The organism is Halarchaeum sp. CBA1220, from assembly GCF_003721175.2.
In the GTDB taxonomy this organism is placed as follows: domain Archaea; phylum Halobacteriota; class Halobacteria; order Halobacteriales; family Halobacteriaceae; genus Halarchaeum; species Halarchaeum grantii.
Genome location: NZ_CP054708.1, coordinates 84,405 through 106,697, shown reverse-complemented (window position 1 = coordinate 106,697; position 22,293 = coordinate 84,405). Strand labels below are relative to the sequence as shown.

At 68.3% G+C, this 22,293-nt stretch carries 21 protein-coding genes; 8 read left to right on the top strand and 13 right to left on the bottom strand.

Annotated elements, in window-relative coordinates; translation table 11 throughout:
• Positions 1–55: 55 nt before the first annotated feature.
• The 4 genes from EFA46_RS11060 to EFA46_RS11045 form a co-directional block, all read right to left on the bottom strand.
• Positions 56–1,459, bottom strand: coding sequence for an NAD(P)/FAD-dependent oxidoreductase (locus EFA46_RS11060; RefSeq protein WP_123078396.1), 1,404 nt, complete (start codon positions 1,457–1,459; stop codon positions 56–58).
• Between the two features lie 290 nt (positions 1,460–1,749).
• Positions 1,750–2,988, bottom strand: a complete 1,239-nt coding sequence (locus EFA46_RS11055; RefSeq protein WP_255494115.1) for an integrase — start codon at positions 2,986–2,988, stop codon at positions 1,750–1,752.
• A 270-nt stretch (positions 2,989–3,258) separates the two neighbouring features.
• Positions 3,259–4,005 (bottom strand): ThuA domain-containing protein, encoded by a 747-nt coding sequence (locus tag EFA46_RS11050; RefSeq protein ID WP_123078394.1) that lies wholly within the window; start codon positions 4,003–4,005, stop codon positions 3,259–3,261.
• 46 nt (positions 4,006–4,051) lie between these two features.
• Positions 4,052–4,717 (bottom strand): ThuA domain-containing protein, encoded by a 666-nt coding sequence (locus EFA46_RS11045; protein ID WP_123078392.1) that lies wholly within the window; start codon positions 4,715–4,717, stop codon positions 4,052–4,054.
• A gap of 118 nt (positions 4,718–4,835) precedes the next feature.
• Here EFA46_RS11045 and EFA46_RS11040 point away from each other — a divergent pair, with 118 nt between their 5' ends.
• The 4 genes from EFA46_RS11040 (at position 4,836) to EFA46_RS11025 (ending at position 9,192) form a co-directional block, all read left to right on the top strand.
• Positions 4,836–5,504, top strand: a complete 669-nt coding sequence (locus EFA46_RS11040) for an RraA family protein (protein ID WP_123078390.1) — start codon at positions 4,836–4,838, stop codon at positions 5,502–5,504.
• 60 nt (positions 5,505–5,564) lie between these two features.
• Entirely contained in the window at positions 5,565–6,755 is a 1,191-nt protein-coding gene (locus EFA46_RS11035; protein WP_123078388.1) for a mandelate racemase/muconate lactonizing enzyme family protein, read from the top strand.
• A 252-nt stretch (positions 6,756–7,007) separates the two neighbouring features.
• On the top strand, positions 7,008–8,024 hold the full coding sequence (locus EFA46_RS11030; RefSeq protein WP_123078386.1) for a GDSL-type esterase/lipase family protein: 1,017 nt from the start codon (positions 7,008–7,010) through the stop codon (positions 8,022–8,024).
• A 76-nt stretch (positions 8,025–8,100) separates the two neighbouring features.
• Entirely contained in the window at positions 8,101–9,192 is a 1,092-nt protein-coding gene (locus EFA46_RS11025; RefSeq protein WP_123078384.1) for a Gfo/Idh/MocA family protein, read from the top strand.
• Positions 9,193–9,199: 7 nt separating this feature from the next.
• On the opposite strand, the gene EFA46_RS11020 is transcribed toward EFA46_RS11025, so the two are convergent.
• Positions 9,200–10,654 (bottom strand): glycoside hydrolase family 4, encoded by a 1,455-nt coding sequence (locus EFA46_RS11020; RefSeq protein ID WP_123078382.1) that lies wholly within the window; start codon positions 10,652–10,654, stop codon positions 9,200–9,202.
• A gap of 138 nt (positions 10,655–10,792) precedes the next feature.
• Here EFA46_RS11020 and EFA46_RS11015 point away from each other — a divergent pair, with 138 nt between their 5' ends.
• Positions 10,793–11,563 (top strand): SDR family NAD(P)-dependent oxidoreductase, encoded by a 771-nt coding sequence (locus tag EFA46_RS11015; protein WP_123078380.1) that lies wholly within the window; start codon positions 10,793–10,795, stop codon positions 11,561–11,563.
• 150 nt (positions 11,564–11,713) lie between these two features.
• On the opposite strand, the gene uxaC is transcribed toward EFA46_RS11015, so the two are convergent.
• A complete protein-coding gene (gene uxaC / locus EFA46_RS11010) occupies positions 11,714–13,081 on the bottom strand; it encodes a glucuronate isomerase (protein ID WP_123078378.1) in 1,368 nt (455 codons plus the stop codon).
• A 67-nt stretch (positions 13,082–13,148) separates the two neighbouring features.
• Positions 13,149–14,093: a mannonate dehydratase gene (locus EFA46_RS11005; protein ID WP_255494114.1), complete on the bottom strand. Its 945-nt coding sequence runs from the start codon at positions 14,091–14,093 to the stop codon at positions 13,149–13,151.
• A gap of 110 nt (positions 14,094–14,203) precedes the next feature.
• Between EFA46_RS11005 and EFA46_RS11000 the strand changes: the two genes are divergently transcribed.
• Complete coding sequence (locus EFA46_RS11000) at positions 14,204–14,569, top strand: hypothetical protein (protein WP_123078376.1); 366 nt, start codon at positions 14,204–14,206, stop codon at positions 14,567–14,569.
• A gap of 1 nt (position 14,570) precedes the next feature.
• Here EFA46_RS11000 and EFA46_RS10995 read toward each other — a convergent pair whose 3' ends face one another.
• Positions 14,571–15,032, bottom strand: coding sequence for a universal stress protein (locus EFA46_RS10995; protein ID WP_123078374.1), 462 nt, complete (start codon positions 15,030–15,032; stop codon positions 14,571–14,573).
• Positions 15,033–15,193: 161 nt separating this feature from the next.
• Entirely contained in the window at positions 15,194–16,165 is a 972-nt protein-coding gene (locus EFA46_RS10990; RefSeq protein WP_123078372.1) for an endo-1,4-beta-xylanase, read from the bottom strand.
• A gap of 364 nt (positions 16,166–16,529) precedes the next feature.
• Between EFA46_RS10990 and gfo6 the strand changes: the two genes are divergently transcribed.
• Both gfo6 and EFA46_RS10980 read left to right on the top strand, forming a co-directional pair.
• The gene (gene gfo6 / locus EFA46_RS10985) at positions 16,530–17,621 is read left to right on the top strand and encodes a D-xylose 1-dehydrogenase Gfo6 (RefSeq protein ID WP_123078370.1); all 1,092 of its coding nucleotides are present in this window, start codon (positions 16,530–16,532) and stop codon (positions 17,619–17,621) included.
• Positions 17,622–17,679: 58 nt separating this feature from the next.
• On the top strand, positions 17,680–17,928 hold the full coding sequence (locus tag EFA46_RS10980) for a hypothetical protein (RefSeq protein WP_123078368.1): 249 nt from the start codon (positions 17,680–17,682) through the stop codon (positions 17,926–17,928).
• 1 nt (position 17,929) lies between these two features.
• Here the strand turns inward: EFA46_RS10980 and EFA46_RS16395 are convergent, their stop codons facing one another.
• From EFA46_RS16395 to EFA46_RS10960, 4 genes are read right to left on the bottom strand one after another with little or no spacing between them, the layout of a single operon-like run.
• On the bottom strand, positions 17,930–19,042 hold the full coding sequence (locus EFA46_RS16395) for an ABC transporter ATP-binding protein (protein WP_123078366.1): 1,113 nt from the start codon (positions 19,040–19,042) through the stop codon (positions 17,930–17,932).
• The gene (locus EFA46_RS16390; RefSeq protein WP_123078364.1) at positions 19,035–20,120 is read right to left on the bottom strand and encodes an ABC transporter ATP-binding protein; all 1,086 of its coding nucleotides are present in this window, start codon (positions 20,118–20,120) and stop codon (positions 19,035–19,037) included. The genes EFA46_RS16395 and EFA46_RS16390 overlap by 8 nt, the downstream gene beginning before the upstream one ends.
• Before the next feature lie 3 nt (positions 20,121–20,123).
• Entirely contained in the window at positions 20,124–21,164 is a 1,041-nt protein-coding gene (locus EFA46_RS10965; protein WP_123078362.1) for an ABC transporter permease, read from the bottom strand.
• Entirely contained in the window at positions 21,151–22,161 is a 1,011-nt protein-coding gene (locus EFA46_RS10960) for an ABC transporter permease (protein ID WP_123078360.1), read from the bottom strand. The genes EFA46_RS10965 and EFA46_RS10960 overlap by 14 nt, the downstream gene beginning before the upstream one ends.
• Positions 22,162–22,293: the final 132 nt, after the last annotated feature.

The window sequence follows — 22,293 nt, the reverse complement described above, 5'->3', positions numbered from 1 at the left end:
GATGTGGACGAAATCTTCTCCCGTCGTCGAGGGACGCGCACCGCGACCGGGCGCGTCAGTCGAGCGCCGCGCGGGCGTCCCGGACGAGGCCGTCGAGTATCTCGGGCGTCGTCGGGTGGTAGGCCCGCTCCGGGACGTCGCGGACGTCGAGTTCGTTCTCCAGGACGACCTGCATCGTCTTCGCCATCACGTCCGCCTCGTAGTGGAGACCGTGATAACCGAGCACCGTCCCGTCGTCGGCGTCGACGACGAGGCGGGCGTGCCCCCAGCGCGCCTCCTTCAGCTTGAAGATGCCGTCGTCGGTGGCGTCGCGCGACGCGACGACGACCTCGTGGCCCGCGCCCCTCGCTTCCTCGGCGGTCAGCCCGAGCGACGCGTACGGATAGACGCTCGCGCCCGCGAACGCCACCTCGTGATGGATGGGGTCGTACTCGGTGAGGCGCTCACCGGCGACCGCGCGGCGGACGTTCTCCGCGACCGTGCTCCCCTCCTCCTTCGAGTGGTGGAGGAGCATCCGCTCGCCGAGCGCATCACCCGCGACGAAGACGGTCGCGGCGTCCCGGCACTGCATCGTCGCGGGGTCCACCCAGTCCCCCGCCCCGACGTCGATACCGGCGTTCTCGAGGCCGATTCCGTGGACGTTCGGCCTGCGACCGGTGAAGAGGAAGAGCCGGTCGGCCTCGACGTCGCTCCCGTCGTCGAGGCGGACGCGGACGCCGCCGTCGCCGGTTCGCTCGACGGACTCCTCGCGGACCTCGGTCCGTATCTCGACGCCGAACTCCTCGCGATAGCAGGCGAGGAGTTCGTCGCCGAGCCGGTCGGCCGCCCGGTCCAGCGGCCGCGCGTCGTGCTCGATGACCGTGAGGTCCATCCCGGTGGCCTCGCTCAGGTAGGGAACGAGTTCGAGCCCGACGTAGCCGAAGCCCATCACGACCCCGGAGTCCGGGAACTCGGTCGCGTCGAGGACGTCCGCGCTCCCCATCCAGTCGACCGCGTCGAGACCCGAGAGGTCGGGGACGTTCAGCGACGACCCCGTGGCGACGACGACGTAGTCCGCGTCGAGGTCGCGTCCGCCGACCCGAACGGTGTGCGCATCGACGAGGTGGCCGGTGTCGTGGACGAACTCGACGTGCTCGCGCTCCGCGAGGCCGTGGATGGACTCGCGGCGCGACGCCGCCCAGTCGAGGACGTGGTCGTCCTTGTGCGCGACGGTGCGTTCGAGGTCCACCTCGGGTGCCTCGCCGTCCAAGCGAGGGTCGTGGCGCGCCTGATAGCGATGCGCGGTCGCCGAGAGGACGGCCTTCGAGGGCATACAGCCACGGAGGATGCAGAGCCCGCCACCGGGGTCGCCGTCGTCCACGAGCGTCAGCCGGACGTCCATCTCGGCGAGTTCGCTCGCGGCGGCCGCGCCCGCGCTCCCGTACGCCCCGAGGACGACGACGTGTGGTCGGTCGGTCATACAGGAGCGTACGGCATCAGGCGACAAAGAGGATGGGGCCGGACCGGTGAGCGCATCGCGCTCCGTGCGCGCGAGTAGTGAGTACGTCGTCGCGGTAGCGGTCGAGGGCGCGGGGTCGATGTCGACGCCGAATCCCGCCCCGTGAGGCGGCGAGTTCGCCGTCACTCGCCCCCGAGACGGGTGATCACCGTTCCAGACAACTGCGGACACGGCGGGGTGGTGTGACGGCGTGGGCGACGCCCGCGACGGCGAAGGCGTCGCCCGTTTCAGTATAGCGCCATGGAGTGTATCTACGCGAACAGTCCGGAGAGCGAGTCCGACATCACGGTTCGCAGATGCATGCGGCGGTCGGCCTCGCTCAGGTAGTTCTCGAGGACAACGGAGGCGTCGGCGGAGCCCTGCGCTTCGGCGACGGGCGTGAAGCGCTCGGCGACGTCGACGACGGCCTCGCCGTAGAGCGAGTACCAGAACCGCCGCCCGTACTTCGGGGTCGGTGCCTCGCCGCGCACCGTCACGCCCGCGCGCTCGACGAGGTCGGCGAACCACCGGCGGAGGGTGTCGACGTGGACGTGTCCCGCGTCGGCCGTCGCCGAGGGGAAGACGTAGCCCGTCCAGCCGTCCCTCTCGGCGACGGCGTCGAGGCGCGCGTCGAGGACGTCCGCGCCCGCGAGCATCGACACCGTCCCGGGGCCGTTCTTCCGGTCGCCGTCGCGGAAGTCGAGGTACGGGTAGTCGTCCTCGTCGGGGTCGAGGACGACCTGTCGGGCGTGGAGCGCGGCGAGTTCGGAGGGGCGCAACCCCCACCCGCAGAGGCCGACGACGAGGAGGCGTTCGCGGCGGCTCTCCGTCGCCCGCCAGAGCGCCGCGACGTCGTCCTCGGAGAGCGAGGGGTTGTCCCACTCGGGGACGTCGAGGCCGAGGCGGGTCTCCATGCGGCGCATCGGGTTGTAGGCGACGTAGCCCGCGTCGACGAGTTCGCGGTAGAAGCGCCGGACGTCCTCGACGTACTTCCGGCGCGCGGCCGGGGTCTGGAGGGTGCGGTCGAGGACCTTACACACGGTGAACGCGCGGTCGATTTCCTCGGCGCGACGGGATTCGTCGCGGAGGCCGTCGAGCAGGTCGGGGCCGTGGAGGTCGCAGTAGAGCCGGACGTACTTCTTCAGGCGCGCGCGGTACGGGCGAATCGTCGACTCCGGGTGGCCGCGATACCGGAGTTCGTCGAGGTGCGCGTCGAGGCGCTCGCGGGTGCGTTCGGCGGCCTCGCCCTCCGGGAGCCCCCAGTCGTAGGCGTCGTCGTCCGCGCCGTCGAAGACGTGCTCGCGGTAGAAGTCGGCCGGGGAGGCGTCGAGCTCGCGCTGGAGGTGCTTGACGAACCCCGGATACCGGCCGTTCAGCCACCGATAGGTGGGTGGGTCGGCGTCGGGACGGCGCTCGCAGTCGGGGTCGGCGCGCATCTCGGGGACGACGGTCTCGCGGAGGAAGGCGGCGCAGTCCGCTTCGTCCATCGTCGCGTAGCTGTGGTCACTCATAGCGCTCGCGGCGGGGGTGCGGTGTTCTAAGCCCGCCGGTTTCGGTGGGTAGAGCGAGACGGTCAGCACACAAATAGGTTGTCTTGTACCGTTGTCCGCTACCAGACAACCGAACAAGACGTGTTTTCGCCGCTGTACCGCATCGAACGCATAAACTCTATGCCGCGATAGCAAATCGGGGTCGCGTCCGGGCCGTCGAGCGGGAGCGGTATCTACCGAGAGGAGGGGGAGCGGCACCGCTACGTCGAGCGCGCGAAAAAGGCGGGCGCGTCAGTGGACGGTGCGGTCGTCGCTGGTGTCGATGTCCTCGATGGGGTCGACGTTCCCGCGCGTGATGTCGGGCGCGTCGTCGTCGCGCGCCGCCCACTCGGCGGCGTTTCGCAGGACCTGCCGGACCTCGTCCTGGTGGTAGACCGGGTAGGTCTCGTGGCCGGGGCGGAAGTAGAAGATGCGGCCCTTCCCCCGGTGGAAGACGCAGCCCGAGCGGAAGGTCTCGCCGCCCTCGAACCAGGAGTTGAAGACGAGGGCGTCGGGTTGGGGGATGTCGAAGTGCTCGCCGTACATCTCGGCCTCGGGCACCTCGAAGGACTCGGGGAGGCCCTCGGCGATGGGGTGGGCGGGGTCGGTGACCCAGAGGCGCTCGGTCTCGCCGGCCTCGCGCCACTTCAGGTCGCACGTCGTGCCCATCAGGGACTTGAAGATCTTCGAGAAGTGCCCGGAGTGGAGGACGAGCAGGCCCATCCCCTCCTCGACGACGTGGCGTTTGACGCGCTCGACGACGTGGTCCTCGACGTGGTCGTGGGCGGCGTGCCCCCACCACGTGAGGACGTCCGTCTCGGCGAGGACGTCCTCGGTGAGGCCGTGTTCGTGGTCGTGGAGGGTGGCGGTCTCGACGTCGAAGCCGCCCTCCTCGAGCGCGTCGGCGATGACGGCGTGGATGCCGTCGGGGTAGAGTTCGGCGACGGTGTCGTTCTCCTGCTCGTGGACGAACTCGTTCCAGACCGTGACGCGTGTCATGCGGTCACGGACGAAGCGCGAGCAGAAAAACGCACCTATCGCGCGTTCAATCGCGCGTGACCCAGCGGACGGCGTTCGCGAGGAGGGCGCGGACGGCGTCATTCGTGAGCGAGGCCTCGTCGTGGCCGAGCGAGGAGTAGAAGACGCGCCCGTCGCCGTACTCGTTCGTCCACGCGACCGGCATGTCGGCGTGCTCGGGGTGGTCCATGCGCGCGAGCACGCGCACGTCGTCGTCGACGTCGAGGACGTACGGCTCGTCGTGGACCGCGAAGTCCTCGAGCGCGGCCGTGACGGGGTGATAGTGGTCGACGACGCTGACGTCGTACGTCGTCTGTTCGGGGTGCGTGAGGAAGTGCCCGCCGACGAGCTCGCGCAGTTCGGGGAACGGCTCCTCGCGCGCGTCGATGACGGCGTCCGGGTCGTCGGCGGCGGTGTTCGTCAGGTCGGCCGCGCAGTGGACGCCGAGGTAGCCCCCACCGTCCGCGACGAAGTCGAGGAGGCCGTCGCGCTGGGCGTCGCTGAGCGTGCTGTCCGTGAGGTAGTCGACGACGGCGTCGTACCCGGAGAGGTCTTCGAGCGCGGCCTTCTCGGTGGTGCGCGTGACGTCGATACCGTCCGGAATGGCGTCGGCGAGGAGCGGGCCGTTCGTCTCGAAGCGGTGGAAGGGGAAGCGGTTCCCGCCGATGAGGAGGACCGAGCGTGCGCTGGTCATGCCGGTGGATACGTGCGAGCGGTCATTAGTGCTTCGCACCCGACGACGCGAACCCCGCGCGGGTTGCCGGAGACACCACGGGTATGCGGCGGCTCCGAGACGGTAGAGACGACCACCCATGGGAATACCCACCGAGCAACGCGAACGGCTGTCGAACCTCCACAGCGCCATCGTCAACGACGTGACCGACGAGATGGGCATCACGAACAACGTCATCCCGTGCACGCGACTGGAGGCGCTCTGGAGCCGCGAGCCCGTCATCGGGACGGCGCATCCGGCCCAGCGCGTCGAAGTCGGCTACGAGGAGGCGGGCGCGGACGACCCGCGCGACTCGGAGTTCTTCCAGTACCTCGAAGCCGCAGAGGAGGGGGACTTCGTCGTGATGGCGTCCCCGGACACGCAGGTCGGCCTCTGGGGCGAGTTGCTGAGCACCATCGTCCAGGAGAACGGCGCGGTCGGCGCGCTCATCGACGGCCCGACGCGCGACTCGCGGATGATCGAGGAGCACGAGTTCCCCGTGTGGGCGGGCGGCCACAGCGCCATCGAGTCGTTCGGCCGCGTGAGCTTCCGCGAGTGGGACGTCCCCGTCCAGGTCGAGGGCGTCACTATCGACCCCGGCGACGTGGTCTTCGCGGACTACGAGTCCATCGCCGTCATCGACCCCGACGACGTCGCGGAGGTCATCGAGCGCGGCGAGGAGGCGCTCGAAACCGAGAACGACGTCCGGCGCGACGTCCGCGACGGCGACAGCGTCTACGAGGTCTGGGAGCGCTATGGAACCCTGTAGAAACACCCGACGGGTTTCCGGTACTGCCTCCTTTATGCCCGACGCCGACCGAAGAGGGCCATGGTAGCACGGAGCGACGTTCGCGACGTGGAGATCACGGACGTCCAGACGACGCGCATCGGCACCACCTTCGAGTGGACGCTCGTCCGCGTCTACGCGGACGCGGGCGTCACCGGCACCGGCGAACTCGTGCTCGGGCCGGCCGCCGACGCGTACGTCGAGCACGCGAAAGAGCTGCTCGTCGGGACGAGCCCGCTCGACGTCGACGCACGGATGACGGAGCTCTACGACGGCCTCTCCTATCTCGGCGGGATGAACGGCGTCGGCGTGACCGCGATGTCGGGCATCGACGTCGCGCTCCACGACCTCGCCGGAAAGCTCCTCGAGGTGCCCGCCTACCAGTTGCTCGGCGGGAAGCACCGCGACGCCGTCCGCGTCTACTGCGACGTCCACGCGGGCGCGCACCTCCACGACGCCGCCGAGAGCGATGACGAGGGCACGTATCGCCCGGAAGCGTACGCGGACGCCGCCGAGGCGGTCGTCGACGAAGGGTGGGACGCCGTGAAGTTCGACCTCGACAGCCCGGACAAGCACGTCATCGACCGGAAGAACAAGCACCTGAACGCGCGCGCTATCGACTACCGCGCGGAGATCGTCGAGACGGTCACCGACCGCGTCGGCGACCGAGCGGACGTCGCCTTCGACTGCCACTGGAGTTGGACGGCCGACACCGTTCGGCGTCTCGCCGCCGCCATCGAGGACGACGGCGTCTGGTGGCTCGAGGACGCCGTCCCGCCGGAGAACCACGACGTCCAGATGCGCGTCACGCGCGACACGGACGTCACTATCGCGGCCGGCGAGAACGTCTACCGCGTCGAGGGCGCGCGCCGCCTCCTCGAGGAGCAGGGCGTCGACGTCATCCACCCGGACGTCCCGAAGAACGGCGGGATGCTGGAGACGAAGAAGATCGCGGACATGGCGAAGGCCTACTCCATTCCGCTCGCGCTCCACAACGTCGCCTCCCCGGTCGGGACGATGGCGTCCGCGCACGTCGGCGCCGCCGCCTCGAACTTCCTCGCGCTCGAGTACCACGCCCGCGACGTCCCGTGGTGGGGCGACGTCGTCGAGGAGGACGTCCTCGAACCGGGGCGCATCGAGCTCCCGGACGACCCCGGTCTCGGCGTCACGCTCGACCTCGACGTCGTCGCCGAGCACCTGTTGGAGGGCGAGGAGCTGTTCGACGAAACGTAGTTTCGTCGGGCACGGAAGACACGTCTTCAGGAGTTCGGCGAAACGTATGTTTCGTCGAGCACGCGGCGCGAAGCGACGCCCAGTTCGGCGAAACGTATGTTTCGTCGAGCACGCGGCGCGAAGCGACGCCCAGTTCGGCGAAACGTATGTTTCGTCGAGCACGCGGCGCGAAGCGACGCCCAGTTCGACGAAACGTAGCCTCGTCGAGTGCCGTCCGATAGCCTCATACGGTCGTCAGCCGAGTCGGTGCGTATGGAGTCAGCGGAGTATCCGGTGTCGCTGCACAACGTCGCGGAGACCGTGCCGGCGGAGTGGGCAGACGGCGGCGAGCGCCTCTGTCGCGTCCCGGCGTCGGTCGGCGAGGAGCTGAACGAGACGGCGCGAGACCGCGTCCGGCATCCGACGGGAAGCGAGGTCCGGTTCGTCCCGGCGGACGACGAGACGACGATAGAGGTGACGCTCTCGGCGGCCGAGGAGACGCAGGTGCGGGTGTTCTGGGGCGTCTTCCAGCCGTGGGAGCCGACGGCAATCGGCCCGGAGCCGGAGACGCTCTCGCTCTCGGTGCCGGAGCGACTCGCGGACCTCGCGACGGCGGCGGACACGGGGCGGTTCGACCCGCGAGTGTGCCGGATTCGCTTCGAGCGCCGGACGGCCGCCGCGCTCCACGGCGTCAGCGGCGACTGCCGGCCACCGCGCGACGACGAACTCCCCGGAAAGCGCCACCTCGCGTACGGGACCTCGATCACGGAGGGCGCGGCGGCGTCCGCGCTCCACACGGACTACGTCTCGCAGGTCGCGCGCGAGAACGGCTACGACGCGCTGAACCTCGGGTGCTCCGGCTCGGCGTACTGCGAGGCGGCGATGGCCGACCACATCGCCGGGCGCGACGACTGGGACGTCGCGACGCTCGCGCTCTCCGTGAACATGGCGAACACCGGCGGGTTCGAGCCCGAGACCTTCCGCGAGCGCGCCGACTACTTCGTGAACACCGTCGCGGACGCGAACCCGGAGACGCCCGTCGTCTGCATCACGCTCTTCCCGTACCACGACGACCTGACGGCGGCGGGGGACGCCGAGCACGCGGCGGCCTATCGGGGGGCGCTGCGCGAAATCGTCGCGGACGCCGACCGGGAGAACTGCCACGTCGTCGAGGGCCCGGAGCTCCTCGACCTCACGGGGCTCGGCGCGGACCTCCTGCATCCGGGCGACGCGGGGATGGCGGCCATCGGCGACGGGCTGGCAGAGCGCCTCGACGCCGTCGTCGAGTGAGGGACGGGGCCGGCGCGCGTCGCCCCACGCCCCGATTCCCGGGCGGTTTATGGTGACGGTTGCCCTGGACGGGGACATGGAGCCTGTACGAGTCGGGATTCTCGGCTGCGGAACCATCAGCGACGCCTACCTCGGGGCGAACGACCGCTTCGAGGAGTACGACATCGTCGCGTGCACCGACCTCGATATGGAGCGCGCGGAGGCGACGGCCGCCGAGTACGGCATCGAGGCGCTGGAGAGCGAGGCGTTCGTCGAGTCGGACGTCGAGCTCGTCGTGAACCTGACGCCGCCCTCGGTCCACGAGGAGACCTGCGAGCGGATGCTGGCGGCGGGCAAGCACGTCTACGTGGAGAAGCCGCTCGCGGCGTCCGTCGAGGACGCGGCGGGCATCCGCGCGGCCGCAGACGACGCCGGCCTGCTCGTCGGGTCGGCGCCCGACACGTTCCTCGGCGCGGGCCTCCAGACGTGCCGGCGCGTCATCGACGAGGGCCGCATCGGTGAGCCGGTGGGCGCGACGGCCGTCTGGACGTCGCCCGGCCACGAGACGTGGCACCCGAACCCCGACCTCTACTACAAGGCGGGCGGCGGGCCGCTCTTCGACATGGGCCCGTACTACGTGACGGCGCTCGTCACGCTGCTCGGCGCCGCCGAGCGCGTCACCGGGGCGGTCACGCGCGCACACGACACGCGCACCATCACGAGCGAGCCACGGGCCGGCGAGGAGATAGCCGTCGAGGTGCCGACGCACGAGTCCGGCGTGATCGACTTCGGTGACGGGACGGTGGCGAACGTCACGACGAGCTTCGACGCGCAGGACTCGACGCTCCCCGCCCCCGCGTTCGAAATCTACGGCACGGAGGGGACGCTCGCGGTCCCGGACCCGAACCACTTCGAGGGGCCGGTGCGCGTCTCCGACGGCGACGGCTTCGAGACCGTCGAGATGGCACACGACTACACGGCCGGACGCGGGGCGGGCGTCGCGGACCTCGCGCGGGCCATCCGCGACGACGGGTGGACGCACCGGACGAACGCCGACCTCGCGTATCACGTCCTCGAGATCCTCGACGGCGTCCGCGCGTCCTCCGAGGCGGGCGAGCACGTCACCGTCGAGAGCGCGCCCGAGCGCCCGGCGCCACTCCCCGCGGCGTTCCCGGACGACCTCGACTAGCGCCGTCTCAGACCTCGACGTCGACGCCGTCGAGGACGTCGGCGTCCGCGACGTTCCAGTCGTCGAGGTACTCTTTTTCGGCGGCGACGAGTTCGGCGAACAGCTCGGCGGCCTCCTCCGTCTGGAGCGTGCGGACCTGCGGGTCGATGAGGAACCCCTGGAAGGCCTGGTCGAGGTCGCCGTCGCGGGCGGCCTCGATTATCGTCTCGATGGTGTCGACGTGGCCCCGAATCATGCTCTCGACGGGGCGGGGGAAGCCGCCGGCGGCGAGCGGGCGGATCTCGCTCGCGCGCACGACCGCGTTCGTCTCGACGACCGCGCCGCGCTCGATGCCCTCGACCTGCCCGCGATTGGGGAGGTTGACGTTCGTGACGACGGACTCGCCGCCGGCGAGCGCTTCGAGGATGTCGAGGAACGCCTCGCCGGAGGCCTCGAGTTCGAACGCCTTCTCGCCGGCGAGCCACGCCTCGACGTCGGTCGTCTGCTCGGACTCGGCGGGCGTCCAGTGCTTCGCGCGGAAGTCGCTCCCGGTGCGCTTGACGCCCCAGCGGTTCAGTCCCTCCTGCCCGCCGTGGAGGAACCAGTTCGCGTATTCGACGACGTGGCGGTCGCCCGCGAACGGCAGGACGCCGAAGCGCCGGAAGAGCTCCCACGACACCTGCCAGTTGTCGACGAACGGGCTCGCGTCCTCGAGGTCGGCTGGCGTGAACTCGCGCGTGCCCGCCTCGCTCTCCGCGACGTCTTCGAGCAGCGGCCAGAGGTCGACGCCGTCGCAGTAGGCCTCGTCGATCCACGTGAAGTGGTTGATGCCCTTGACGTTCACCGAGACGTCCGCGCGCTCGGCGTCCACGTCGAGGTGCTCGCTCGCGAGGTCCGCGAGGTGCGCGCGAGCGTGCAGGACCTCGTGGCACATGCCGACGGCGTTGATGTCGGGGTACTCGTCGTAGAGCGCGCGCGTGACGAAGTGGACGGGGTTCGTGAAGTTGAACACCCACGCGTCGGGGCAGTGCTCGCGGACGCGCGCGGCGATGCGCTCGTAGTCGTGGACGGTGCGCATCGCGCGGAAGATACCGCCGGGTCCGATGGTGGCGGCGACGGCGCCGTAGATGCCGTGCTCCTCGGGGACGTCGAGGTCGTGGACGAACGTCTCGGAGGGGTCGTACTGCGTGGAGAGGAGGACGACGTCGGCGCCCTCGAGCGCGGCGTCGAGCGAGCCGGTCGCCTCGTACGTCCAGTTCGCGGTGGCGTCCTCGCGCTCCTGCACCCAGTTGCCGAACTCGGCGTTGCGTTCGGCGGCCTCGACGTCGAGGTCGTAGAGCCGCACGGTGCCGTCGAATGCGGAGAGCGCGAGGTCCTGCACGAGGTTCGGCACCCACTGTCGGCTCCCGCCGCCCACGTAGGCGACCGTCACGTCGTCGGGGTCGAGTCGCTGTCCACGCGTCGCTTTGCCGATGGCTTCCATGCCCGTGTCCTGTCGGGCGACGCCCAAAGCAGTACCGGAGCACGTGACTATTCGCCGGGAGACGCCGCGACGGTGACGCACGGGGCGTCGCCGGCGTCATGCACCACGTATAAATCGCCGGCCGAAGAAGGGCAGACCATGGCCGCAGAGAGCATGCCGTCCGTGAGCGTCGAGGGGAAGACAGCCGTCGTCATCGGGGGGACGAGAGGCATCGGTCGCGCCATCGCCCTCGGGTTCGCCGAGGACGGCGCGGACGTCGTCGCGACGAGTCGCTCCGAGGACGCCGTCGCGGACGTCGCAGAGGAGCTCCGCGAGCGCGGCGCGAGCACGACCGAAGTGACCTGTGACGTGACGAGCGACGCGGACATCGACGCGCTCGTCGAGGCCACCGTCGCGGACGTCGGCGACGTCGACGTCCTGGTGAACTCGGCGGGCGTGAACGCGACGACGCCCGTCACGGAGATGACGAACGAGGAGTGGGAGCGCGACATCGCCGTCGACCTCACGGGCGTCTTCAAGGCCTGCCGCGCGTTCGCCCGCGAGATGGACGAGGGAAGCATCATCAACATCTCCTCGATGTCCGCCGACCAAGCCCGCGAGGCCCGGCCCTCCTACTGCGCGGCGAAGAGCGGCGTGAACGGCCTGACGCGCGCCGTCGCCGCCGACCTCGCGCCGGACATCCGCGTGAACGCCATCGCGCCCGGGTTCGTGAAGACGGAGATGGCCGGCCCGAAACTCGACGACGGCTCCGAGTTCCGCGAGACCGTCGACGAGCGAACGCCGATGGAGCGCGTCGCGACGCCCGACGAGATGGTCGGCACCGCCATCTACCTCGCGAGCGACGGCGCCTCGTTCACGACGGGCGAAGTCATCACCGTCGACGGCGGCTACGACCCGAGCGCGCAGTAGGTCGAACCGGCGGTTCGACCGAATACGCGAACGGTGAGCATCGCGGGACCGACGGTCCCGCTGGCCGCACGGGCGACTCGTGGATCGACCGTGCAACGAAGTGAGCCGTGAGCACGTCGCCCCGTGGGCGACGGACGCTATGCCGGGCTCTCAGAGCCCGTAGAGTTCCTTCGGGCGGCGGTAGGCGACGTGCCGAACGAGGCGTTCGGCGTTCGCGCGCGGGATGCGTCCCTGTTCGACCATCTCGCCGACCGTGGAGGCGAGCGTGCGGCGGAACATCTCGAAGCGCGAGCCGTAGGAGACGAGTTTGCGCGAGTCGCTCACCATCCCCGCGTGGTTCGCGAGGAGGTCGACGTTCGCGACGCGCTCGAGCTGGTTCGCCATCCCCATCGGGCTGTCGTTGAACCACCACGCGGGGCCGATGCTGACGGTCGGGTAGGCGCGCGCGACGACGGTGGCGCTCGCGTAATGCGTCGGGTCGAGGACGTAGAGCACCGTCTCTGTCTCGCCGTCGAAGCGGTCGAAGAAGTAGTCGAGGTCGTCGACGACGTTCACGTCGGGCGTGGAGACGTCGCCGCCCGCGTTGATGCCGACGTCCTCGTAGAGCGCCTCGCGGTAGTCCCGGACCGCACCAATGTGGAGCTGGGTCACCCAGCCCTTCTCGCTGTTCAGCTCGCCGACGAACTCGAGCATGAAGGCCTTGAAGTCGCGGATTTCGGACTCGGTGGGCGCGTCGCCCCGGCGGGCTTTCCGGTAGATTGCGGCGGCGCGCGACTCGCTCACGGGCTTCGAGACCGGCGTCGTCCCGGTACCGACGTCGCAGGCGAGACAGCCGTGCTCGGCGAAGTAGTCGTGCGTCTCGCGGAGGCCCTCGAGGAAGCCCGCGAACGTCGAGACGTCCGCGTCGGTCGCGTCGTTGAGGTCGGCGACGAACTCGTCCCACGCGGCGTTCTCCACCTTCATCGCGCGGTCCGGGCGCCACGTCGGCCGGACGTCGACGCCCTCGACTTCCTCGACGGCGCGCTCGTGGTACGCGAGGTCTGAGGTGGGGTCGTCGCTGCTGCAGAGCACCTCGACGCCCATGTCGCCCAATACCTGCTGGGGGCGCATCGACTCCTCGGCGAGCTGGGCCTTCGTCTCGTCCCAGATCTCGTCGGCGGTGTCGGCGTTCAGCGGTTTCTCGATGCCGAAGCGGCGCTTCAGGTCGAGGTGGACCCAGTCGTAGGTCGGGTTCCCCGCGAAGTCCGGGAACACCTCCGCGAGTGCGTTCCACTTCGCGCGGTTCGACGCCTCGCCCGTGATCTTCTCTTCCTCGACGCCGCGCTTGCGCATCAACTGCCAGACGTAGTGGTCGCTCGCGCCCTCGACCGCCCAGATGTCGTCCCACGGCTCGTTCTCGACGACCTCTTCGAGGTCGACGTGGTTGTGCGGGTCGATTATCGGCAGGTCCGCGACGGCGTCGTAGAGGTCGCGGGCCGCTTGCGAGTCGAGGAGGTAGTCCTCGTCCATGAAGCCCATACCGTCGCTTGCTCGGAGACGGCGGATAAATCTACTGAACGCGGGGGCGAGGGAGCGGTGGCTCGCGCTATTCGAGGAGGCCGCGGATGTAGCCGATGGCGAAGAGCCGCCCCATGTCGGTGTAGCCCGACTGGGCCTCCGAGCGGTCCTCCTCGTCGAGCATCCGGGGGACGTGGTCGGGACGGATGGGGCCGTCGAAGCCGGCGTCGAGGTAGGCGTCCATCGCCGCGCGCATGTCCGTCTGCCCCTCGTCGTGCCACGTCTCGTTGAACGCCTCGGCGTGCCCCTCGACGTCGCGGAAGTGGACGAAGTGGATTTTCTCGCCGAGCGTCCGGATGGTCTCGGGGACGTCCGCGCCCATCGCCGAGAAGTTCCCCTGACAGAACGTCACGCCGTGATTCGGGCTCTCGTGCATCTCGAGGATGCGCTCGTAGTTCTCGACGGAGTTCACGATACGGGGGACGCCACGGAGTTCGTCGACCGGCGGGTCGTCGGGGTGGAGCGCCATCTTCACGCCCGCGTCCTCGGCGACCGGGACGACCTCGTCGAGGAAGTACTGGAGGTTCTCCCAGAGTTCGTCCTCGGTGATGCCGGCGGCGGGGTGGTCGTCGGCCTTCTCCAGGAGCGCGTGGTCGTACGCGGTCGTGAGCGAGTCGCCGCGCACGGGGAGCGAGTCAGAGGTGCGGACCACGCCGACCGGGTTCTCCGTCCACACCCAGCAGTAGACCGGGATGTCGAGTCTGCCCATGTTCCGGATGAGCGTCTTCACCGTCTCGATCTCCTCGTCGCGGCCATCGAGGCCGAGCACCGTCTTCTCCATCGGCGGGCGGTCCTCGACGACGTCGAGCGAGAGGCCGTGGTCGGCGAAGCGCTCGCGGGCGGCGAGCAGCGACTCGTACGTCCACCACTCCTCCTCGCCCCAGAACCGGACGACGGCCGTGTCGAGGCCGAGCTGCTTGGCTATCGTCCACCGACGGTCCGGCCGCGGCGGGAGCATGGTAGTCGGGTCCATGCGAAACTGGTTGTGCAGGCGCCGTATTATAGCCTTTCTCTCGTTCGTCGCGGGTGTCGCACGGACCGAAAGACCGTTCCGTATCGAGTACGCCCCGTACGACAAGAACCATGACAGACGCCACACGGTACCAAACGCGGGTCGAGGACGGGACGTTCGCCGTCGAAACCGACGACGGGTGGCTCGAGGTGGGTGCGGTCGCGGACATCGTCGACCTCTTCGGCGGCGAGGAGTACGTCATCGAGTACACCGACAAGCAGGCCTCCGTCGCGTGGCTCGACACGGACGACGACAACACCATCACCGTCGACGTCCGCGAGACGCTCGAAACGATGAGTTACACGGACGACTTCGTCTCGAACCTCGCGTCGACGCCGGTCGACGAGGAGACGGCGGAGGGATATCCGAAGCGGACCGAGCTCTACGTCTCGCTGATGCGCGAGATACTCGACTCGAAGGGGAACCCCGGGGAGTGAGTTATTCGGTCGCGACCGTCACGTAGCCGTCGAAGTTGAGGATGACGCGCTGGGCGAAGTCGCCGAAGATGGCTTTGCCCGTGGGCGAGCGGTTCTGGCCGACGATGAACGCGTGGTCGCAGTCGTTGTCCGCGCCCGCCTGTACGACGGCGCGTGCGCGCTCGTCCTCTTCGACGACGTCGACGAGCACGTCCCACTCGAGGTCGAAGTCGCCGTCGACGACCTCGTGTGCGATGTCGCGCGCGTCCTGCTCTGCGCCCTCCAGAATCGTGCCCTCGCCGTAGCTGACGTTCTCGACGTCGCCGATGGACTCGAGGGTGTCGAGGTCGTGCTCGTACTCCGATTCGTCGAGCAGCATCAGCAGGAGGAGGTTCGCGTCCGTACCGCTGGCGTTCTCGGCGGCCTCCCGGAGGAGGTCGCGGTGTGCGTCCGTGCCGTCGACGACGACGAGTGCGTGTTCCATCTCACCATCTACCGGGTCCCTTCGGAACATAAAACCACCGGCGTCGCGCGGCCGGCCGCCGACGCGTGCGGGCGTCTCAGCGGCTACGCGGCCGCGAGTAGCCACTACCCCGCAGACGGGTGTTCGGCGCCGGCGACTAAAGTGGTCGTGTCGGGGAAATTCTAGTCGGTGTCTTCGAGGCGCTCCTTCAGTGCGTGGTAGGCGGGCTTGGGGTCGTTGCTCGCGTCGAAGAGCAGGGGGTCCTCGGTGACGTGGGGGAACCACTCCGGGATCCACGAGTCGCTGTCCCGAACGCCCCAGACGACGAGCGTGTCGACGCCCTCGGCGAGGCAGACGTCGAGGATGTCGCGGTAGTCCTCGGCCTGTCGTTCGCGGTGGTTCTCGGGGGCGTCCGCTTCGGGGTAGGCGACGTCCATCTCGGTGACGTGGACGTCGAGGCCGAGGTCGCTGAAGCGCCGGACGTTCTCGGCGACCGATTCGGGGTCGGGGACGCCATCGAGAGCGTGCATCTGGAGGCCGACGCCGTCGACGGGGACGCCACGGTCGAGCATGCCTTCGAGTAGCTCGTAGATGGCGTCGGATTTCTCGTTGACGGCGTCCGCGCCGTAGTCGTTGTAGAAGAGGTCGGCGTCGGGTGCGACGTCGTTCGCCCAGCGGAAGGCGTCGTCGAGGTAGCGGTCGCCGAGCGCGTCGTACCAGACGGAGTCGCGCATCGTGCCGTCGTCGGCGACGGCCTCGTTCACGACGTCCCACGCCTCGACCGTCCCGCGATAGCGGCCGGCGACGGTGTGGACGTGGTCGCGGAGGAAGGCGGCGAGTTGGTCGTCGGTGTAGTCCCACTCCTGGAACCAGTCGGGGAGTTGGTTGTGCCAGACGAGCGTGTGCCCGCGGAGCGCCATGTCGTGTTCCTCGGCGAAGTTCGCGACGGCGTCGGCGTCCGTGAAGTCGTAGACGCCGGGTTCGGGGCGCATCGGCCCCATCTTCATGGCGTTCTCGGCGGTGACGGTGTTGAAGCCGCGTCTGAGGGACGTCCAGTAGCCGGCGTCGGTTCGCAGGGGGTCGGCGGCGACCGCCGCGCCGAGTCGGAAGTCGGCCGCGTCGGCCGCGTCGCGGAGCGTCGTGTCTTCGGGCATCGGCACGGACGTACGGAACGCGCAGCCTTAGGTACTCGCGTTCCACCCGTCGATATCCGCCATCCAGCCATCAGACAAACGATTGTTTATCTATAATGAACGAAAAGTCGTCGGTCTATCGCGTCAGTGTGGCGCCCCCGGTCGTTCGACATTACACCAGTATTCGTGTAAACGGCGTCGTGGCTGCGTCTATCCCTCACGAACGACACACCACGACTACCGAGCGGGCGTGCGACTCCCCAATTCATCGTCCGAAACTACTACTCAGATGTTCATTTATGAAGAACATCTGGACGCCGATACGGACGTCGGAGACACCGACCGCATCGTCCAGCTTTATGCCCGCCGGCGACCACGAACGGGTATGCAGACGGCAACAGCGTTCGACAAGTTCAGGGACGGCTACGCGGAGCGCGACTGGGACGACGGCGCCGACGGCACGGTCCGCATCGCGCTCGTCGGCCTCGGCTGGTTCGCGCGCGACGAAGCGCTCCCGGCGATTGCCGACTGCGACTACGCCGACGTCACCGCCACCGTCAGCGGGTCGGCCGAGAAAGCCCGCGCCGTCGCCGAGGAGGCCGGCGCCGACACCGCGCTCACCTACGAGCGATTCCACGACGGCGAGGGGAGCGACGCCTACGACGCCGTCTACGTCGCGACGCCGAACGCCCGCCACCTCGAGTACGTCGAGACGGCCGCCGAACTGGGCAAGGACGTCATCTGCGAGAAGCCCATGGAGGCCACCGTCGAGCGCGCCGAAGCCATGGTCGATGCCTGCGAGGAGGCCGGCGTCACCCTCATGGTCGCCTACCGGATGCAGGCCGACCCCGTGATGCGACGCGTCCGCGAACTCGTCGCCGACGGCTTCGTCGGCGACGTCGCGCAGGCGGGCGGGACGTTCGCGTTCCCCATGTTCGCGGACGAGGACGCCGACCCCGACCAGTGGCGACTCGACCCCGACCTCGCCGGCGGCGGCTCGCTCTACGACATCGGCGTCTATCCGCTCAACACGCTTCGCTTCGTCCTCGACGCCGATCCGACGAGCGTGCAGGGCTCGCTCACCAGCCCCGACGAACGCTTCGACGGCCCCGTCATCGACGAACACGCCGCCTTCCTCCTCGAGTTCGACGGCGGCGTGCAAGCGCTCTGCCGGTCGAGCTACGGCTCGCACGGCGAGAGCAGCCTCCGAATCGACGGAGACGAGGGCGCGATCACCGTCGAGAACGCCTTCAGCCCCCGTGGCGAGCGAACCGTCGTCCTCGAACGCGACGGCCGGCGGAGCCGCCACGAGGGCCTCGGGTCGAACGAACTCACCGAGCAGTTCGACTACTTCGCGTACTGCTGTCTCACCGGCCGGTCGCCCACCGCCGACGGCGAACACGGCCTCGTGGACATGCGCGCGCTCGACGGCGTCCAGACGGCCGCCGCCGGCGGCCGCCGGGTCGGCCTCGACTGAGCCGCGACAGCCACCGAGGCGATGGAGTTATGGATCGACGCCGCGCAGGATTAGCGAAATGGCACGATGGTCATGGGACGCCTTCTGGGACACGGTAGAGAACTTCACGCCGCTCTGGTTCGCGCTCGCGGTCACCGACGCACTCATCGGCCTCGGCCTCGTCTACATCCTCCTCTCACAGCCCTTCGACACGTCGGACCCGAGCGTCGTCGTCGCGACCGTCGACCTCGCAATCGTCGTCGTCACGCTCGTCCCGCTCTGCTACGTCCTCTACCGGATCCGCCAGCTGAAGCGAGAAGAGTACTGAGTCAGTCCGCCGTCGTTGCGCCCTCGCCGCCCTCGGTCGTCTCCTCCTCGAGTTCCTCCACGGACGGGCTGTTCCAGTAGTCGTGGTCGTCGCCGTACGCCCGGAAACAGGCGGCCGGGTGATCGTCCCCGCTCGACCCCTCGAGCGTGGGGTCCTGATGCGTACAGACCTCACGCGCCTCCGGACAGCGCGTGTGGAAGCGACAGCCCTCCGGTGGGTTCGTCGGGTCCGGAATGTCGATGTCCCGAATCGGCGGCTCCTGAACCTGCGTCGCGTCCGTCTCCAGACTCGGCGTCGCCCACTTCAGTACCTTCGCGTACGGGTGCTTGGGGTTCTGGAGCACCTCGTCGACCGGGCCGATTTCGACGAGCCGACCGAGGTACATGATGCCGATGCGACCGCCGGTCTTCTTCGTCAGGTAGCGGGCGTTCGAGAGGTTGTGGCTGATGAACAGGTAGGAGGTGTTGAACTGGTCCTGCAGTTCGAGCATCAGGTCCATCATGTCGACGCGCAACGAGACGTCGAGCGCGCTCACGGCCTCGTCCGCGAGGATGAGGTCCGGGTTCATCAACAGCGCGCGGATGAGCGCGACGCGCTGTTGCTCGCCGCCCGAGAGCTGATGCGGATAGCGGCCCGCGTAGTCCTCGGCGGGCTTCATGCCGACACGCGCGAGCATCCCGTGGATGCGCTCCACGCGGTCCTCGGCCGTCATGTCCGGCTGCCACGTCTTCAACGGGCGTTCGAGGATACTCACCACGCGACGGTTCGGGTTCAGCGAACTCCCCGGGTCCTGGTGGATGATCTGGAGCGCGCGGCGGATCTCGTCGAACGGGATGTCGATGTCGCCGTCCTTGTCGCGGGCCTTCCAGATGTCCTGCCCGCGGTATTTCACGGCACCACCGGTGGGGCGCTGGAGACCGATTGCCGTCTTTCCGAGCGTCGTCTTGCCGCAGCCGGATTCGCCGATCAGCGCGACGATCTCGTTCTCGCCGATGTCGAGGTCGACGCCGTCGACCGCCTGCACGACGTCGGGGTCGGAGAAGAGCCCGCCCTGGTTCTCGAAGTGGACTTCGACGTCCTCGAGCGAAATGACGGGCTCGTCGACGTCACTCATCGACACGCACCCCCTCGATGTGCAGCGGCACTTCCTCTGGAACCTGCTCCCAGTAGTGACACGCCGAGGCGTGGACGACTTCGTTCGACTCCGCGTCTTCGTTCGTGATCATCATGTCTGGGTCGTTCGTCTCGCAGAACTCGTCGGCGAGCGGGCACCGAGAGTGGTACGAACAGCCGGTCGGGACGTTCACCGGGTCCGGGCTCTCGCCTCTGATCGGCTCCATGTGCTCGACTGGCGTCTCCAAGTTCGGCGTCGAGTTGATGAGCGCGCGCGTGTACGGGTGGTGGCCGTCGTTGATGATGTCGTCGGCGGTGCCGACCTCGACGAACTCGAAGGCGTAGAGGACGGCGATCCGGTTCGCGAGCCCCGCCGCGAGCTCGAGGTCGTGCGTGATGAACACCATCGTGAGGTTGTACTCGTCGCGGAGCTCGGAGAGCAGCGCGATGATGGAGCGCTGCATCAGGAGGTCGAGCGCGGCCGTCGGCTCGTCCATCACGAGTATCTCGGGTTCGAGGACGAGCGAGAGCGCGATGAGCGCGCGCTGCTTCATCCCCCCGGAGAGCTCGTGCGGGTAGGCGTTGAGGATGCGCTCCGGGTCGAGGTAGACGTTGTTGATGAGCTCGCGTGCGCGCTCCATTCCCTCCCCCTTCGGAACGTCGTGGGCTTTGAGCGTCTCCTCGAAGTGCTTCCCGATGGACATCGTGGGGTTCCACGAGTCCATCGCGCCCTGGAAGACCATCGAGATGTCCTCCCAGCGCATCTGTCGGAGTTCCTCCTCGGTCTGGTCGAGGACGTCGACCGGCTCGCCGTCCTCCGGGTAGAACGTGATGTCGCCGGTGGTGATGCCGGGTTCGGGGACGGCGTCGAGGAGCGCGGACGCGAACATCGACTTCCCGCTCCCGGACTCGCCGACGACACCGAGGATCTCCCCGCGCTCGATGGACATGTCGACTTCGTTCAGCACGCGCGATTCACCGCGGTCGAGGTCGAAGAGGGCGCTGAGCCCCTCCGCCTCGATGATGGTGTCCGATTCGGCGTCCGTGTAGATCGGTAAGTGTTGTGTCTGGTGACTCATAGTTCAGAACATCCCCTTGGTTTCGCCCGAGTCCGCATCGGCGTCGCCGCTCGACTTCGAGGGCCCGCCGCCGGCGTGGCGAGCGCGGACGCGCGGGTTGAACAGACGGTCGGTCCCCTGCGCGAAGAGGATGAGCCCGAAGACGAGCAGAATGATCGTGATCATCGGGAAGATGAGCCAGTACGCGGTGTCCCACGTGTAGAGCGCGCCGGCGGTCGAGTACGCCCGACTCATCATGACGCCCCAGTTCGGCTTCGACGTCGGCAGGAGGCCGAGGAAGTAGAGGCCGACCGAGGAGAAGATGACGTTGCGCGCCGCCTGCACGAAGTTGACGACGACGTACGGCATCAGGTTCGGGAGGATGTCCTCCCGGATGATGGTGCTCGTCGGCACGCCGATGGTGCGCGAGGCCTCGATGTAGGACTCCTCGCGGATGGTGAGCACCTGCGAGCGGATGGAGCGCGCGAGTCCCGCCCACGCGTTGATGGTGAGGACGATACCGATGACGATGGGGCTCTTCGGCTGGAGGAGCACGGAGAGGACGATGACCAGCGGGAGACCGGGAATCGTCATCGCGATGTCCGTGATCGTCATGAGCACTTGGTCGACGGTGCCGCGCTTGTAGCCGGAGAGCGTCCCGACGGCCGTCGCGACGGCGATGGCGAAGACGGCACCGGAGGCGATCATCTGGAGCATGAACGGCGTCGCGTGGACGATCTGCCCGAGGATGCCGCGACCGAGGTTGTCGGTGCCGAGCGGGAACTGCCAGTCCGTGAACGGCCCGACGTAGCGCGGGCCGGCGCCGATCGTCGGCTCGGGGACGAGCACGACGCCGACCGTCCCCATCAGGATGTAGAGGAGGACGATGAGCGAGCCGATACGAACCCGCCAGTCGGACCACGCGATGCGCGCGGAGGCGAACAGCCACGTCTCGAGCCACCGCATGTAGCGGTCCCAGCGGGTGACCTCGGTGTCCGACTCGGCGTCGAAGATCGAGGCGTCCGCGTCCGTCTCGGCGTCTGTGGATGTCTCAGTAGGACTCATTGTTATCACCACCAGCCCGTGGGTCGATGAAGCCGTACGTCACGTCGGCGACGAACACGCCGATGACGACGGTGATCGTGATGACGATGAACCCGCCCATCATCAGCGGGTAGTCCCGGGCGCCGATGGACTGGTAGAGGTAGTAGCCGACGCCGGGGTAACGGAAGATCTGTTCGAGGATGACGGAGCCGCCGAAGATGAACCCGATGGAGATCAGCAGTCCGGTGTACATCGGGAGGATGGCGTTCCGACCGACGTACCAGAGCGAGATGCGGCTGGAGGGGAGACCGCGCAGTTGCGCGACGCGGAGGTAGTCCTCCCCGAGCACCCGAATGGAGTTCCCGCGCATCGTGAGCGCCCACCCGCCGAAGCCGGTGATGACGAGGGAGGCGATCGGGAGCGCGGCGTGGTGGATGACGCCCGCGATGAACGCGTAGTTGAACCCGACGACGGTCTCGGTGTTCATGCGGCCGCCGGTCGGGAACCACTGGAGCTGGTAGCCGAGGACGTAGACCAGCAGGATACCGGCGACGTAGTAGGGGATCGAGTTGAGCAGGATGCCGACGATGGTGGAGCCGAGGTCGATGCGTTCGCCCTCGTTGTACGCCATCACGGCGCCGAGGACGATGCCGATGGCGAACATCATGAGGATGGAGACGACCATCACGAGGAGCGTCCACGGGAGCGCGTTCGCGATGATGTCCGAAACCGGCTGGTTGTAGACGACCGAGCGCCCGAAGTCACCGGAGAGCACCGCAGTCATGTAGTCGATGTACTGCTGGAGCACCGGTTTCTCCGGGTTGATGTTCGTGTAGGCCTGCACGAGCGCGTTGATCCGCTGCATGTCCACGCTACCCGACGAGGACTGGATGAGCTGTGCCTTGAGGTAGTCCATCGGTCCCCCCGGCATCAGCCGTATCATCCCAAATGTGAGGGTGATGACGACCACCACTGTTAACAGGGCTTGGGCAACCCGTTTAGTGATACGATTTGCCATGGCAGATGGAAACCAATCCAGCATTATTAACCTTCCTAATTGACGAACGTTGATGTCGTATATCGAGAGAGGGCGTATCGAATGCGGAACGGGCCGTCAGAAGAGCTGAAAAACGGCGGCCGCGAGTCGGCC

What these genes read in the sequence shown, in the direction of transcription:
- uxaC (WP_123078378.1), bottom strand. Translation starts at nt 13,081, where the DNA reads ATGGGCTTCATGGACGAGGACTACCTCCTCGACTCGCAAGCGGCCCGC.
- EFA46_RS11025 (WP_123078384.1), top strand. Translation starts at nt 8,101, where the DNA reads ATGGAGCCTGTACGAGTCGGGATTCTCGGCTGCGGAACCATCAGCGAC.
- EFA46_RS16395 (WP_123078366.1), bottom strand. Translation starts at nt 19,042, where the DNA reads ATGAGTGACGTCGACGAGCCCGTCATTTCGCTCGAGGACGTCGAAGTC.
- EFA46_RS16390 (WP_123078364.1), bottom strand. Translation starts at nt 20,120, where the DNA reads ATGAGTCACCAGACACAACACTTACCGATCTACACGGACGCCGAATCG.
- EFA46_RS11040 (WP_123078390.1), top strand. Translation starts at nt 4,836, where the DNA reads ATGGGAATACCCACCGAGCAACGCGAACGGCTGTCGAACCTCCACAGC.
- EFA46_RS11050 (WP_123078394.1), bottom strand. Translation starts at nt 4,005, where the DNA reads ATGACACGCGTCACGGTCTGGAACGAGTTCGTCCACGAGCAGGAGAAC.
- EFA46_RS11060 (WP_123078396.1), bottom strand. Translation starts at nt 1,459, where the DNA reads ATGACCGACCGACCACACGTCGTCGTCCTCGGGGCGTACGGGAGCGCG.
- EFA46_RS10995 (WP_123078374.1), bottom strand. Translation starts at nt 15,032, where the DNA reads ATGGAACACGCACTCGTCGTCGTCGACGGCACGGACGCACACCGCGAC.
- EFA46_RS11005 (WP_255494114.1), bottom strand. Translation starts at nt 14,093, where the DNA reads ATGGACCCGACTACCATGCTCCCGCCGCGGCCGGACCGTCGGTGGACG.
- EFA46_RS11000 (WP_123078376.1), top strand. Translation starts at nt 14,204, where the DNA reads ATGACAGACGCCACACGGTACCAAACGCGGGTCGAGGACGGGACGTTC.
- EFA46_RS10990 (WP_123078372.1), bottom strand. Translation starts at nt 16,165, where the DNA reads ATGCCCGAAGACACGACGCTCCGCGACGCGGCCGACGCGGCCGACTTC.
- EFA46_RS11055 (WP_255494115.1), bottom strand. Translation starts at nt 2,988, where the DNA reads ATGAGTGACCACAGCTACGCGACGATGGACGAAGCGGACTGCGCCGCC.
- EFA46_RS11015 (WP_123078380.1), top strand. Translation starts at nt 10,793, where the DNA reads ATGGCCGCAGAGAGCATGCCGTCCGTGAGCGTCGAGGGGAAGACAGCC.
- EFA46_RS11030 (WP_123078386.1), top strand. Translation starts at nt 7,008, where the DNA reads ATGGAGTCAGCGGAGTATCCGGTGTCGCTGCACAACGTCGCGGAGACC.
- EFA46_RS11045 (WP_123078392.1), bottom strand. Translation starts at nt 4,717, where the DNA reads ATGACCAGCGCACGCTCGGTCCTCCTCATCGGCGGGAACCGCTTCCCC.
- EFA46_RS10980 (WP_123078368.1), top strand. Translation starts at nt 17,680, where the DNA reads ATGGCACGATGGTCATGGGACGCCTTCTGGGACACGGTAGAGAACTTC.
- EFA46_RS11020 (WP_123078382.1), bottom strand. Translation starts at nt 10,654, where the DNA reads ATGGAAGCCATCGGCAAAGCGACGCGTGGACAGCGACTCGACCCCGAC.
- EFA46_RS10965 (WP_123078362.1), bottom strand. Translation starts at nt 21,164, where the DNA reads ATGAGTCCTACTGAGACATCCACAGACGCCGAGACGGACGCGGACGCC.
- EFA46_RS11035 (WP_123078388.1), top strand. Translation starts at nt 5,565, where the DNA reads ATGGTAGCACGGAGCGACGTTCGCGACGTGGAGATCACGGACGTCCAG.
- gfo6 (WP_123078370.1), top strand. Translation starts at nt 16,530, where the DNA reads ATGCAGACGGCAACAGCGTTCGACAAGTTCAGGGACGGCTACGCGGAG.
- EFA46_RS10960 (WP_123078360.1), bottom strand. Translation starts at nt 22,161, where the DNA reads ATGGCAAATCGTATCACTAAACGGGTTGCCCAAGCCCTGTTAACAGTG.